The organism is Pseudonocardia yuanmonensis (assembly GCF_039542425.1).
GTDB classification, from domain to species: domain Bacteria; phylum Actinomycetota; class Actinomycetes; order Mycobacteriales; family Pseudonocardiaceae; genus Pseudonocardia; species Pseudonocardia yuanmonensis.
The window spans coordinates 243,221-256,560 of record NZ_BAABIC010000009.1 but is presented as its reverse complement, the minus strand read 5'-3'; the positions used below and the strand labels follow the sequence as shown (position 1 = coordinate 256,560).

At 70.0% G+C, this 13,340-nt stretch carries 10 protein-coding genes, 1 tRNA gene and 1 rRNA gene; 5 read left to right on the top strand and 7 right to left on the bottom strand.

The annotated features are described in order from the left end of the window. From ABD990_RS15835 to ABD990_RS15825, 3 genes are all read right to left on the bottom strand, one after another. Nucleotides 1–116 (bottom strand): 16S ribosomal RNA (locus tag ABD990_RS15835); the annotation flags it as partial. Nucleotides 117–612: 496 nt separating this feature from the next. Next, nucleotides 613–2,793 (bottom strand): bifunctional copper resistance protein CopD/cytochrome c oxidase assembly protein, encoded by a 2,181-nt coding sequence (locus tag ABD990_RS15830; RefSeq protein ID WP_345381262.1) that lies wholly within the window; start codon nucleotides 2,791–2,793, stop codon nucleotides 613–615. Nucleotides 2,794–2,926: 133 nt separating this feature from the next. Further along, entirely contained in the window at nucleotides 2,927–3,715 is a 789-nt protein-coding gene (locus ABD990_RS15825; RefSeq protein ID WP_345381261.1) for a Stp1/IreP family PP2C-type Ser/Thr phosphatase, read from the bottom strand. 171 nt (nucleotides 3,716–3,886) lie between these two features. Between ABD990_RS15825 and ABD990_RS15820 the strand changes: the two genes are divergently transcribed. After that, a tRNA-Arg gene (locus ABD990_RS15820) sits at nucleotides 3,887–3,960 on the top strand. A 668-nt stretch (nucleotides 3,961–4,628) separates the two neighbouring features. Here the strand turns inward: ABD990_RS15820 and ABD990_RS15815 are convergent. Both ABD990_RS15815 and ABD990_RS15810 read right to left on the bottom strand, forming a co-directional pair. After that, entirely contained in the window at nucleotides 4,629–5,633 is a 1,005-nt protein-coding gene (locus ABD990_RS15815) for an ATP-dependent DNA ligase (RefSeq protein WP_345381260.1), read from the bottom strand. 12 nt (nucleotides 5,634–5,645) lie between these two features. After that, the gene (locus ABD990_RS15810) at nucleotides 5,646–6,284 is read right to left on the bottom strand and encodes a TetR/AcrR family transcriptional regulator (protein WP_345381259.1); all 639 of its coding nucleotides are present in this window, start codon (nucleotides 6,282–6,284) and stop codon (nucleotides 5,646–5,648) included. Between the two features lie 51 nt (nucleotides 6,285–6,335). Between ABD990_RS15810 and ABD990_RS15805 the strand changes: the two genes are divergently transcribed. Further along, nucleotides 6,336–6,872 carry an ester cyclase gene (locus tag ABD990_RS15805; RefSeq protein WP_345381258.1) on the top strand — a complete coding sequence of 179 codons (537 nt, stop codon included), beginning with the start codon at nucleotides 6,336–6,338 and terminating at the stop codon, nucleotides 6,870–6,872. A 461-nt stretch (nucleotides 6,873–7,333) separates the two neighbouring features. Here the strand turns inward: ABD990_RS15805 and ABD990_RS15800 are convergent, their stop codons facing one another. Further along, entirely contained in the window at nucleotides 7,334–7,729 is a 396-nt protein-coding gene (locus ABD990_RS15800; RefSeq protein WP_345381257.1) for an HD domain-containing protein, read from the bottom strand. A gap of 601 nt (nucleotides 7,730–8,330) precedes the next feature. Between ABD990_RS15800 and ABD990_RS15795 the strand changes: the two genes are divergently transcribed. Together ABD990_RS15795 and ABD990_RS15790 are read left to right on the top strand one after the other, a co-directional pair. Next, on the top strand, nucleotides 8,331–9,560 hold the full coding sequence (locus ABD990_RS15795; RefSeq protein ID WP_345381256.1) for an NAD(P)-dependent oxidoreductase: 1,230 nt from the start codon (nucleotides 8,331–8,333) through the stop codon (nucleotides 9,558–9,560). Next, on the top strand, nucleotides 9,557–10,684 hold the full coding sequence (locus tag ABD990_RS15790; protein WP_345381255.1) for a DUF1015 family protein: 1,128 nt from the start codon (nucleotides 9,557–9,559) through the stop codon (nucleotides 10,682–10,684). The genes ABD990_RS15795 and ABD990_RS15790 overlap by 4 nt, the downstream gene beginning before the upstream one ends. A 473-nt stretch (nucleotides 10,685–11,157) precedes the next feature. On the opposite strand, the gene ABD990_RS15785 is transcribed toward ABD990_RS15790, so the two are convergent. Continuing rightward, nucleotides 11,158–11,640: a winged helix-turn-helix transcriptional regulator gene (locus ABD990_RS15785; RefSeq protein WP_345381254.1), complete on the bottom strand. Its 483-nt coding sequence runs from the start codon at nucleotides 11,638–11,640 to the stop codon at nucleotides 11,158–11,160. Nucleotides 11,641–11,961: 321 nt separating this feature from the next. Here ABD990_RS15785 and ABD990_RS15780 point away from each other — a divergent pair, with 321 nt between their 5' ends. Then, the gene (locus tag ABD990_RS15780) at nucleotides 11,962–12,960 is read left to right on the top strand and encodes an alpha/beta fold hydrolase (protein WP_345381253.1); all 999 of its coding nucleotides are present in this window, start codon (nucleotides 11,962–11,964) and stop codon (nucleotides 12,958–12,960) included. Nucleotides 12,961–13,340 lie beyond the last annotated feature (380 nt).

The window sequence follows — 13,340 nt, the reverse complement described above, 5'->3', positions numbered from 1 at the left end:
CACGTGTTACTCACCCGTTCGCCGCTCGTGTACCCCGAAGGGCCTTACCGCTCGACTTGCATGTGTTAAGCACGCCGCCAGCGTTCGTCCTGAGCCAGGATCAAACTCTCCAACAAAAACTGGCTCCAACAAAACGGTCCGCATCCAGGACGGGGCCCGGACCACGAACCAAAACATGAACTGGCACAAAAACCGCCAGAACACAAAGCTCGACACACTGTTGAGTTCTCAAAAGACACCCGCACACCACCAGTACCCTCACGGGACCGTCCGGGGCGTTGTCGCTCTGTTCGAGAGCCTACCAGATCCGACCGGATCGGAGGCAACTCTCATATGCTACGTCGTGCGTGCCGCTGGGGCAACCCCCAGCTTCCGTCCGACACCTCCACGACGTTACCCGAAGGCTTCGCTTCCGCGGAGGCTGTCACCCACTGGCGAGCCCGACCCGGCCCGGAGACCCGGCCCGATCCGTCTTTCCGCTCGCCGCGGCGACGGGGAGAAAGTTACACCAGGGCCTCCGGGGGTGGTCAAATCGGCCCCCCATTTACCCACTGACCTGCGAAGACGGCGGATCGGTGCGAAACCGGCCCCGTCCCGCCGCGCGACGAGCGGTCATCCCGTGGGCGGCCCGTCCCCACGGGGCTCACCTGCACGGATACCCGACGCCTCGCCCGGCCGGGACCCCACGGATGTGCCCTGCGGCCGTCGTTCGTCGTGCGGCGCGTCGTCCCCGTGATCGTCCGAGACTTTTTCGGACGCGCCCGACGGCGCCCCGCCATGGGCCAAGCGGTGCAGCATGTCGTTGTAGGCCTTGAGCTCTGCGTCGCCGTCCGCGTCCGCCCGGCGATCATCGCGCCGGGCCGACCGCTCGTCGTGACGGGACCATTGGATGAGCAACGCGATGATCACCAGGAGGAGCGGGACCTCGCCCGAGGCCCACGCGAGCCCGCCGCCCAACTTCTGGTCCACGAGCGGATCGGTGACCCACGGGAGGGCGAGCGACCGGTAGAAGTCCTCGCCGATCACGGTGTCCGCGCCCATCAACGCCACCCCGAAGAAGGCGTGGAACGGCACCGAGATGAACACGATCGCCAGCCGCACGACGGGTGGCAGACGTCGGGGCGACGGGTCCACGCCGATCACGGGCCAGAAGAAGATCAGGCCGGCGAGCAGGAAGTGGAGGTTCATGGCGACGTGCGCCCAGTGCTCGTCGAGCGCCCACGCGAAGAGGTTCGAGAAGTACAGCGCGTAGTAGGAGCCGACGAACACCGGCAACGAGAACAGCGGGTGCGTCACGAACCGGGCGACCGGCGAGTGCACGGCGGCGAGCAACCACTCCCGCGGCCCCGGTGGGTTGCCCCGACCGGCAACCGGTAGTGCGCGCAGCATCAGCGTGACCGGTGCTCCCAGCACGAGCAGGATCGGCGTGAGCATCGCCAGCATCATGTGCGTGCCCATGTGCACGCTGAACATCGCCGGCGAGTACTTCCCCAGACCCGAACTCGTCGCGATCAGGAGCACCGCGCAGCCGCTCAGCCAGGCCGCCGTCCGCCCTGCTGCCCAGCTGTCCCCCCGGACCCGCAGCCGTCGCACCCCCAGCACGTAGAGCACGGCCATGATCACCGCGGCGGTGCCGAAGAACAGGTCGAACCGCCAGTCGAAGGCGAAGCGGGCCAGGGTCGGCGGGCCGTCGAGGTCGTAGCCGAGCACGACCTCGGTCCGCGACGGCGGCGCGGCACCGGACGCCGGCGGTGCGCTGCGCCCGAGCGCCACCGCCAGCCCGAGCGTGGCCAGCATCAGGAGCACCTCGACGGCGCCGAGCCGCAGGAGCGCTCCGCGTTCGCCGCGCCCGGCCGCCTCGACCGTGTGCCTGCGGTGAAGGACACCCAGTCCACCGAGCACCAGCAACGCCAAGGTCTTCCCCAGCAGGAGGGCGCCGTAGGTGGACCCGAACAGGTCCGCCGGCGGAATCCGGACGAAGGCGTTGAGCACCCCGGTGGCTGCGAGCACCAGCCAGCACCAGAACGCGACGCGGGAGAACCGGCGTACCGCGACTCCCAGCGTCACCCCGTCGCCGTCCGCCCGAGCCGCCGCGAGCGACAGCACCGCGACCAACCCGCCCACCCACAGCGCCGCGGCGAGGACGTGCAGCACGAGGCTGTTCGTCGCGACGTCGTGGGAGCCGCCCGCGGCAGAGTGCCCGGTGAGGGCGACCGGCAGCGGGCCGAGCAGGGCGAGCCCGAAGGCCACCACCGTCCACCCCCAGGAGAGGACGAGCCGGCAGGCCACCAGCAGGAGCAGAGCGACGATCGCGGTCAAGAGCCACGACATCGCGTCCGCAAGCTTCGGGATGACCGAGATGAGCAGGCCGGGATCGAGCACGTCGACCACGGGTCTGCCCAGCGCGTCGGCCGCGCTCAGCGGCACGAGCAGCAGTGCGCAGACGGCCCATCCTGCGGCGGCGTAGGAGGCCGCGCGGACCCCGCGGTACCCGGCGACGTCGAGGTAGCCGCTCCGTTGGGGCGCCACCAAGAACGCCGCCAGCAGCAGGAACCCGATCGCGAGCACCGCACACACCTCGGCCGCCGCGCGGACGGCGGGCAGTCCGATCGTGGTGAGCGTGCCCGGGTCCGGCAGCCCGAGGTTCTCGACGGGCCGGGATCCGGTGAGGGCCGTGAGCCCCGCCGCGACGAGCACCGCCACGGCGATGCCGAGCCCGACCAGGCCGCCGACGCCCGAAGGCGGCCGGCGCGCCGACGTCGTCGGGGTGGGGTCGGCGGTCGTCTGCGCCATGCGACCAGGCTATGCCCGCACGACGACGGTTTCCGTCGTACCCCGCTGCCGGACTGCCCCTCGTGACGGAGATCCCGGACCGACGGAGTGGTTCGGCGCCGCCGTGCCGCGGTCCGCGCCCGGTGGCCCGTCGTCAGGCCAGTTCGGAGGCCGCCCCGACGACCCGGACCCCCTGCGCCTGGGCTTCTCCGGCGTCGACGACGTCGGCCACGATGCAGGTGATGTTGTCCGGTCCCCCGCCCTGGTTGGCCAATGTGATCAGCTGTTCGACGACGACCTCGGGGCCGGTCGGCGCGGCCATGAGGTCCTCGATCGCCTTGTCCGGCAGCACCGCGGTCACCCCGTCCGAGCAGAGGAGGTAGCGGTCCCCGGGCTGCGGCTCGAGGAACTCGAGGTCCGCCTCGACCGGGTGCTCGGTGCTGAGCGCGCGCATCAGGACCGAGCGACGGGGGTGGACGAGCGCCTCCTCGGGCGTGATCTGCCCCTCGTCGACCAGCTGCTGGACCATGGTGTGGTCGCGGGTGAGCTGACGCAGCTCGCCGCCGCGACAGAGGTAGATCCGGGAGTCTCCGACATGCGCGAGGGCGAGCCGGGCCCCGTCGAACACCAGGGCGACGACCGTCGTGCCCATCCCCTGCGTGTCCGGCTCCTTGCGCGCGTGCTCGGCCAGTCGCTCGGAGGCCTCGTCGACGGCGGAGGCGAGCTCGCCGAGCAGATCCACCTGCGTGAGGTCCTGGGGCAACCGCTCGTCCAGCTCCAACATCGCCGCCACGGTGAGCGTACTCGCGAGCTCGCCGTGCGCATGGCCGCCCATGCCGTCGGCGACGACGAGCAGGCGGTCCCCGGCCGCGCCGGAGTCCTCGTTCGCGGTGCGCCGGCGGCCGACGTCCGAGCCGATCGCGGAGCGCAGTCCCAGTGCCATGCGCTCAGTATGGATCTCGCACCCCCGCGGCGTGAGGCCGGACACCGCGAAACGGACGGGTGACGTCGCGGAACCGGCCGATCAGGGCTCCGGGGTCGCACGGTCGGGCGGCCCGGGATGCCCACGACGCCCGAGCCGTTACCCTCGTCGGCGGCGGCCTCCGGGTCGCGCGCCCTCGTAGCTCAGCTGGACAGAGCAAGAGCCTTCTAATCTCTGGGTCGCAGGTTCGAATCCTGCCGGGGGCACGCAGGTCAGAGGCGATGCGCCTCTGGCCGAGCACGACAAGTGGGGCGAGTGGTGGGGCGAGTATCGCTACCGTCGCCCCATGGCAGCTGCTCGAGGTCCCGCCGTCAGCGCGGTGAGATCGAGCGACTCAGCAACGGCTCCTACCGCGTGTGGGTCTACGTAGGCACGAACCCGCTGTCCGGAAAGCGCCATCGCGCCGAGGAGTACGTGCCAGCGGGACCGCAGGCAGCCAAGGAAGCCGAGAAGGTGCGCACCCGCCTCCTCGACGAGGTCGACGAGCGACGAGCCACCCGTACCAACGCAACCGTCGACCAGCTCCTCGACCGCTACCTCGACGTGCTCGAGGTGGAGGCCACCACGCGCGACGGTCACGAGCGCATGGCTCGTCTCTATATCCGCCCGCTGCTGGGAAGGTCCAAATCAGCCGGATCGACGGCGAGGTCCTCGACACCTTCTACTCGCAGCTCCGCCGCTGCCGCGCCCGCTGTTCACGCCGTCGGGGTCAGATCGACCACCGCGTATCTGGCGAACATGCCTGCAGCCACCGCTGCGCCCCGCACGTATGCAGACCCCTCGGCGCCTCCTACTTGCGCCAGATGCAGGTGCTCCTCAACGGCGCCTTCGCACGCGCCGTGAAGTGGCGATGGATCGGCGTCAACCTGGTGGCTCAGGCGGACGCCCCGTCCCAGCTGGCGCCGGATCCGAATCCCCCGACACCCGAGTCAAGGACCCGGACTCGGGGATGCTCGCCTGGCTCGCCATGACTACCGGCGCCCGCCGCGGCGAGCTCTGCACCCTGCGCTCGGACCGCCTCGACCTCAACAACGGCGTCCTCGACATCCGCACCAGCATCGCCCAGATCAACACCCGCATCTGGGAGAAGGACACCAAGACGGCACCAGCGCCGCCGCATCGTCAGCAGCGTCGCGGCCGGCGACCGCAGCCGGCCGTGCGCGCCGTACCGGCAGACCACCAGCGCGTCGGGCTCGCCGAGGAACCCAAGCACGCCCCCGACAACCGCCTCGGCGGTCAGCCGCGTCTTGACCTTCCGCCATACCCGGGCGCCGGCGCGGTAGGTCTGATCGACCCGCTTGGCCACCACGCCCTCGGTGCCCGAATCGTGCTCGCGCATCCACAAACGCCCCACGGTTGCCTCGCCGGAGGTGGGCATGAGCACCAGCCCGTGCAGCAACCGTAGACCGAGCAGCTCCTCGAGGCGCCGGCGCCGCTGGATCCGCGGAATCGGGCGTAGGTCCGTGCCCTGGCACGCCAGCAGTTCGAAAACGACGTAGGCCGCCGGCTTGGCCGCGGCGAGCCGGGCGGCGCCGGTGGTCGAGGGCGGGAGGCGTTCCTGCAGGGCGAGGATGTCGAGCCGGCCCTGCCGCCACACCACCAGCTGCCCGTCGAGCACCACGTCCTCGCCGAGCTCGGCCACCGCCGCGACGATCTCCGGGAAGTGCCGGGTCAGCGACCGCAGCCGCCGACTCTGCAACCGCACCCTCCCCGCCGCGGCGTGGGCCAGGCAACGGTTAGTTGACTGAACTCCTGGGCGCTGCGGCGGCTCGAGGCGAGGTCGGGCGTGTCGCGGAGAGGTCGCGCGGCTGTAGGTCTGTGCGGACAGTTGGCGGACGGTAGGTACTCGCAGCCTGCGCGACCCCGGCGACGTCCCCAAACTCCAACGACCTCACTGGCAGAGAGCGGTAGTGATCGCGTGCGTTAGCCATGCGGCGTATCGGTCGAGCGACCAGCCCCGGTCGAGCACGAGCCGCTCGTAGTGGTCAACGGCGATGTAGTTCCACAGCACGTCGCGCACCTCGTCAAGGTCGATGCCGGCCCGTAGCTGGCCGGTGTCGAGGAGGTGGCGTCCCAGCATGGTCATGCCGGTCAACCCTTCGTCGTGCAGCTTCTGCCAGACGGGGTTGAGCGAGTCGTCGACGTGCCGGCCGTCGCGGATCAGCATCTGGACCTTCGCCGAACGCTCGACGCGGAGCGCCAGGCCGCTCACGTACAGCGCGATCTTGCGTCGTGCGTCGGGTTCGGCGCGTACCGCTCGGGCTTCGGGGCGCTGCCAGACCGGAACCTGCTCGTCGTCGCCGGCGATGACGTAGTCGAAGACGGCCTTGGCCAGCGCGGTCTTGCTGCCGAACCCCTTGTAGATGGTCTCGGCGGAGACGCCCGCATGCATGGCGACCGCCGCGATCGTGGTCTGGCGGAAGCCGTCGCGCTCGAACAGTTCTTTCGCCGCAGCTACGACCGCCCGCTGTCGCGCCTGGGCCTGAGCGCGTCGGCGGGAGGCGTCGTATGGCCTCTTGACTTGGGTCATCAGCGGTCCCACACTTTGCGCACAGCCCGACTGTATCTAATTGGAGTCGTCATGGACGCCGACCTCGCAGCCGTGTCGAGCGATCTGAAGTCCGTTGCGGTTCGCAGCATCCACCACATGGCGGGGGGCAGCCGTGCCGAGTTCGACGACGTGGTGCACCCCGACGGGTTCACACGCGAGCGCAAGGCAGCTCCACCATCGGCTCGTGGCGAGGGTCCGGCCGCCTTCTACGAGCTAGCGTGTTGGCTTCGCGCCGCGATCGAGGATCTGTCGTACGAGATCCACCACGCCGTCACGGAGGGGGATCTGGTGGCGGTCAGCTCGACGATGCGAGGACGACACACCGGCACCATCGTGTTCTACGGCGGGCAGGCCGAGGTCACACAGGCGTTCGCGCCGACCGGAAAGACGTTCGCGATCACCCAGTCGCATTGGTTCCGCATGAAGGACGGCAAGATCATCGAACATTGGGCCAACCGCGACGACCTCGGCATGGCCCGGCAGCTCGGTTGGGTGCCACCGACGCCGCTATACCTGATGCGGTGCGCCAGGTTGAAGCGGCAGGCGCGCAAGCGTCTCCCTGTCTGAGCCAGCGCGCCCGCACCGTGGCCGAGAGTTCGAGGACCGTTGCCCGCCGGCAGTCGACGCTATCTTGTCGATGGCAAGATGGTTGTTGGGCGTCGCCGACCCTCATCGTGATCGCGTGTTCTTGGGAGGCTTAACCATGCCCCGCCGTGCCGAGAATACCCAGTTCACAGCGGGTGCGACGCCGGTGCACGTGCCGTGGCCACCAGATGCTCGCCGTGCCCGCGCTGCGGCTGCCCACCGGCCAGCCGGGTGACCGGGCCGCGGAACCGAAGCTGGATGGCACCGAACTCTTGGTGGGATCGCGGCAGTCGCGCTGACCTGGGTTCAGGGACTCGTGGTCGCGAGGACTGTGCTCAGCCGACGGGCAGACCCGTGAGGCCGCCGTCCGGCGCCCCGGACGACGTTCGATGTAGGGGCGATGATCGTCAGTACCGCATCGAGTATCCGGTTGAGCCCTCGTCTCATGTCCTGTTCCCTCGGGGTGACCTGAGTTCGTACCGTCTGGGCTGCCCCACCGTCATATCCGCGAACCACAGCAGGTCACGGACCAGCGAGCGCTCGTCCTCGAAGGAGGCCAGCTCGTCCCCGAGCCCGAGACACTTCGCCTCGGCCGCAGCGGCGGAGTGGAAGGCTACGAGGCCAGCCAGACGCACATAGCCTTCCTTGGTAAGGAAACGAGCGCCGTCGAGAGGATGGAATCCCGTCACCGCGAGATCCGGGGCGTAGCCGACGTCGTGCAACCATGCGGCTGGATGAAGAACCTCGCCGTCCCCTGCCCCGACAGCGCATGCGAGCACTCCGGCGCGCTCCGCGACCTTCTCGACGTGAGCCCAGCGCTGAGGAAGCGCCTCGGCCAAGCAGGCGCGCGCTAGCTCCAGCCCAGGTGACGAGCCGCGTGGCTCAAGGGTAGGTCGAACCGTACTGCCCGTCGCGTCCCCCGCCATAAGGTCGCCTGCCGCAGACGACGTCGAGGAACACCACGCCGCGATGCGCCAGCGTTCACCTATGTACGAGGCGCACCGACAGCACGGTGTCGGCCGGGTTGCAGGCCTGCACGTCGAGGGATCGGTGATCGTCCACGACCGGTCCGAGGATGAGCCAGGGACCGCGCCGGAGCGCGTCGTTCTCGACCTTGCACCCGACCTGCCCAAAGAAGCCCGGCGTCGACGCCCAGCCGAATCGCACTCCGATCTCGTGACCGGCCGCCGCCGGCACTCGTCCGGGGTCGGAATCGGCGCACGGCTGTGCGGGGCAAGCGCGCGCCCTCTTCTCTTGACATGGTGCTCGACCGCCGTCACCCTAACCGCACTTACCGGAACATGAGTTCCACCATATAAAACTCATGTGGATCTCGTGTCGTCATTCATAGGGCTGGCCGTCGAGCGCGGTGCCTGTTCAGCCTCTAGGGCGGCCCGATCGGGGCCCGGTTTGCGAACCCGTCGTGAAGGGTGTCCGCCCATGTACCTGCTGTTCGCCGATTCGGTGTCCGCCCAGACCATTGCCGAGCTCGAGTCGCGGGGACATCGGTGTGCGGTGGAGCCTGCTTTGACCACGGCGAACCTGCCGGATCGGATCGCAGGCGTCGACGGGCTGGTGGTCCGCAGCACGAAGGTCGACCGCGCGGTGTTCGAGGCCGCGGACAAGCTCGCCCTGGTGATCCGGGCCGGTGCCGGCACGAACACCATCGACATCGAGGTCGCGGCCCGCAACGGTGTTCTGGTCTGCAACGTGCCCGGCCGCAACGCGGTCGCGGTCGCCGAGCTCACGATGGGGTTGATCCTGGCGCTGGACCGCAGGATCGCCGACAACGTTGCCGACGCGCGGCAGGGCCGTTGGGCGAAATCGACCTACACCGAGGCCAACGGGCTGCTCGGCAGCACCTTGGGCATCCTCGGCCTGGGCTCGATCGGCCTCGCCGTGGCCGAGCGGGCGGCCGGGTTCGGGATGCGGATCGGCTGTCTGGACCGTCCCGGCCGCAGCCAGGCCACCCGCGACCGGCTGGCCGAGCTCGACGTCGCGTGCTACCGCTCGCTGCCGGACCTGCTCGCCGCCTCCGACGTGGTGAGCCTCCACGTACCGTTGTCGCCGGAGACCAAGAACCTTGTGGACGCCGAGTTCCTGGCCGCCATGAAACCTTGCGCGGTCCTGGTCAACACCTCACGCGGTGAGGTGGTCGACGAGGCGGCGCTGCTCGCGGCGCTGGATGCTGGCCACGTCCGCGCCGGTCTCGACGTATTCGCCGACGAGCCCAGCTCGGGCACCGCCGAGTGGGACTCGCCGCTGGCCAGACATCCCCGGGTGGTGGCCACCCACCATATCGGCGCTTCCACCGCACAGGCCCAGGCCGCGATCGCCGCGGGGGTGGTGGAGATCGTCGACGCGTTCGCGGCAGGCGAGGCGCGCAACTGCGTCAACCTCTCACCCCGCGGACTGGGCAGCGCCACCCTCACAGTGCGTCACCTCGACAAGGTCGGCGCGCTGGCCGGCGTGCTGGAGTTGTTGCGTGAGGCCAGGCTCAACGTTGAACACATGCAGAACCAGATCTTCGCAGGCGGCGTGGCGGCCGTCGCCACCATCGATGTCGCAGGGATCGTGCCCACAGACCTGCTGGCAGGCCTCGATGCGCTCCCCGAGGTGCTGGGCAGCTCGCTGACCACCCTCGACTCCACCGGCACGGAGCTCGGATGACGCGCGGATACGCGGCAGAAGCCGCCGCAGATACGCCGGCCGCGTCAACCGGAGGGGCGACGACCTGCGGCGCGCAGGCCGTACGCACCTTCGCGGGCTGGCTGGTCCGCGCCGAAGCCGCCGCCGAGGAGGTGGGCCCGATGGTGGAGATCGCCATCGCCTCGCGGTTGGCGCCGCGCGCGGTACGCCCCGACTCCTACGAGCCGATGCCCCCGGCGCTCTACGTCTACCGGCAGAGCACGCCGCACGGCCAGCACATCGGCATCGTCTGCGACATCATGCCAGAGGCGTTCCTCGACGGCAGGGTGTTGGGTCACGAGTCGGTGCAGCCGCAGCGGGTCGATGGGCTGACACGCTACCTGGCGACAACGCCCCAACGGGTGGAGCTGGTCAGCACCCTGCACCGGGCCGGGCCGGTGGTCGAAGCGACATTGGCGCTGGCGCCCGAACTACCGCCTGACCGCGACGTCGCCGGACCCGACGGCTCACGCCACACGGTGTGGCGAATCCCGCAAGGCCCGCAAACCGAAAAGCTGTGCCGAGAGCTGGGCGCCGCCACCCACTACATCGCCGACGGACACCACCGCGTGGCAGCCAGCCTCAACGTGCGGTCCCGCTCCGGACGGGGCTCCCGCCGCGGCGTGCTGTGCGTGGCCTACCCCCTCAACGGACTGCGGTTGGCCTCCTTCGACCGGCGGGTCGCGGGTCCCGTCGACTCCGCGCTGGTCCGCGACCTGCTCGAAGCAAGCTTCCACGTCCGCCCGGTCGCCGACCCACAGGAGGCGATGGCGGCGGGTATCGCGGTCAACCTCGACCGCCGCTGGTACGTCGCGCGCTACTCCGGCGAGCGACCGCCCGGCTCGCCCGGCCTGGACGTCTCGCTGCTCCACGACCGGGTGCTCAACGGGCTGCCCCCCGGCACCAAGATCGAGCAGACCCGCGCCCCGATCGAGGATCTCCTCACCGCATGCGAGGCCGACGGCGGCGTACTGTTCGCGCTACCGGCGCCGCAACTCGAAACCCTCACCGCGATCGCCGACGCAGGCCAGGTGGTACCGGCCAAAAGCAGCTTCTTCTCTCCCAAACCCGGCTCGGGCATCTTCCTACGCGCCCCTGCCCCCTGACCAGGTCAAGGGTCGCGTCGGTGGCGCTGAAGAGGGCTCGCGGTGCCAGGGCCGGGGCGCCCGCTCGTCCAGGGGGCATGGAGCACCGAAGAAGCGCTGCGGCAAGGGGCATCGGGCAGGCAACGCCACCACGGACTCGCTTACACGGCACTGTTGACAGCCAGCCCCGGGCCCGCGAACGATCTTGCTGCCGTGTACCGCGCGTGCTGCCAGACGCGGAGGTACGACCCCAAGCGTCCAGCGAGAAGTTCGTCGACGTGCCACCCGAGGCCATCGCCGCGAGCGTGCGCGGGCTGCTCCCTCACCTCATCCCCGGGAGGCGGCCGAACGAGTGGTGGTACGTCTTCGCCTTCCCCCGCCCGACATCACTCGCTCGAGGCTCGGGGCAGGCGACGGCAAGCCGGCGACTTCCGTGAAGCCAGAGTGCGATCAGGTCGAGGCCTGGGACGAGCCGGCGTCCTTGCCCGATCCGATCACGAGTGCGATTCGTACCCCGCCAGCCCGGGACCAGGCCTAATCTCGACCCCCCGGAAGCCGACGACCTGCCCGCACCGCCGGCAGGTCAGCTGGTCGTCTAGTTCTCCGCCACAGCCACCGCCGTGCACGGCGACCCGTGGTGGTCCTCCCGGGTGCGGGTAGTACCGATCCCCCCACTTCATCATCATCAGCAGTGCGGGGGCGAGATCCCGGCCCTTGTCCGTGAGCAGGTATTCGTGGCGGTCCGGCCGGGTCTGGTAGAGCCGCCGCTCCAGCAGGCCCTCGCTGCACAGCCGGTCCAGACGGGCAGCCAGCACGTTGCTGGCGATCCCGAGGTTGGCCCGGAACTCGTCGAACCGGCGCCGCCCTAACAACGCGTCCCGCAGCACCAACAGCGACCACCGCTCGCCCACCACCTCCAGGGCGCGGGCGATCGAGCAGGTCTGGTTCGGGTAGGTGCGCTGCAGCATCGGGCCCATCGTCCCTACGGTGGGTTGTATGACGCAAGTCACTGGGATACCGTGCCTCTTTCTTCACCCAACAAGGTTGGGGGAAGTGCCGTGGAGCCACCTCGAGAGCACCTTCGCGGTCTGATCATGGGCATTGCCGCGGCGGACCGGCGCCCGCCTTCGTCGGCACGGTCGTGCCGAGGACCGCGCTGCTCGCCCAGCCGCCTACCGAGACCGGCGCCGCTGTCCTCGCCGCCGTGATCCCGCGACCGCGACGGGTCGTCCTCCCTGCACACCGGCCGGCCCGGGCCTCGACCGGCCGGAGCTCCGCACGTGCCGCCTGTCCCGCGCATGATCACCACGCCGATCACCGCTCCGCCCGACCCGCACGTCACCACCTCACGGCAGACCAGGGAGCTCATCACGATGACGACGACACCGAGCGCGTTCACCGAACTCTGGGCCGAGCGCCGGCACCGGATCCGGGTGCGGGACTATCCAGGCGATCCGCCGGCCATCGTCCTGATGCACGGCTTCCCCGACGACCAACATCTGTACGACCGGGCACTGCCCTTCCTCGCCGGGCGCCGCCGGGTGGTCACCTTCGACTTCCTCGGCTGGGGGGAATCAGACAAGCCGCCCGGCTACCCCTACACCGCGCAGAACCAGACCGGCGACCTCGATGCGGTGATCACCCAGCTGGGACTGGACGAGGTCGTCCTGGTCGCCCACGACTCCTCCGGCCCGCCCGCCATCGACTGGGCGCTTGCGAACCCGGCCCGGGTCGCGGCCCTCGTGCTGCTCAACACCTACTACGGCTGGATGCCGTCCTTGCGGCCACCCGAAGCGATCATCCTCTACGCGACGCCGATCCTGCGGAATCTGGCCCGGCCCGTGATGCGGCTCTTCGACTGGCCCAACCGAGCGCTGTACTTCTGGCAGGTCGCACGGTTCATCCGCGACGAGGCGGTTCGTCGCGACCTGCTCCCGCTGTACTACGACCGGTTCCGCGCCGCCCGCCCGGCCTTCTGGCGGCTGAACGCGGACCTGCCGCGCACGCTGATCTCCCGCGCCCGCCGCGCCCCGAAGCTGCGCGCCTTCGACCGACCGGTGCGGGTCGTGTTCGGCGCCGATGATCCCTACCTCAACGCCGGCGTCGCTCGCCGGTTCACCAAGCTGTTCCCCACAGCGCAGATTCAGCTGATCCCAAATGCGCGACACTACGTGCAGGTCGACGAGCCGCAGTTGGTCGCCGAAGCCATTCTGAGCTCCCATCGACCCGTTGGCAGGTCGGACGGAAGCAGCACCCGCGCGCCGAGCGAGCAGCCGTCGCCAGAACCGGCACCGTGAAAGCCGAGGCGCCGGTGACCCCGGTTGCGGTGCCAGGCCAAGCGTCTCGGTCGGGCCGTCATACCCGCGCGCTGCGCGATTGCGGCATCCGCACCTTCCTCATCTGCGGTATCGCGTGGAAGTGGGCATCGAACCGACCATCCGGCACGCCATCGACCTCGGCTACGTGCCGGTCCTGATCACCGACGCTGCGGCTGGGGCAACGCCGAGGCCGCCACACGATCCCTGCAGACGCTGGCGTTCGCCGGCGGCTCGCTACAGGCCGACATCGCGGACCTCCGCACGGTCCTGTCCGAGCCGACCTGAGATCGAGTGCACGAGCCGATCGCACCGGAGGGTGACATGGCTGCCGGCGCTGGCGACCGGCGTGGGTCCGCTGC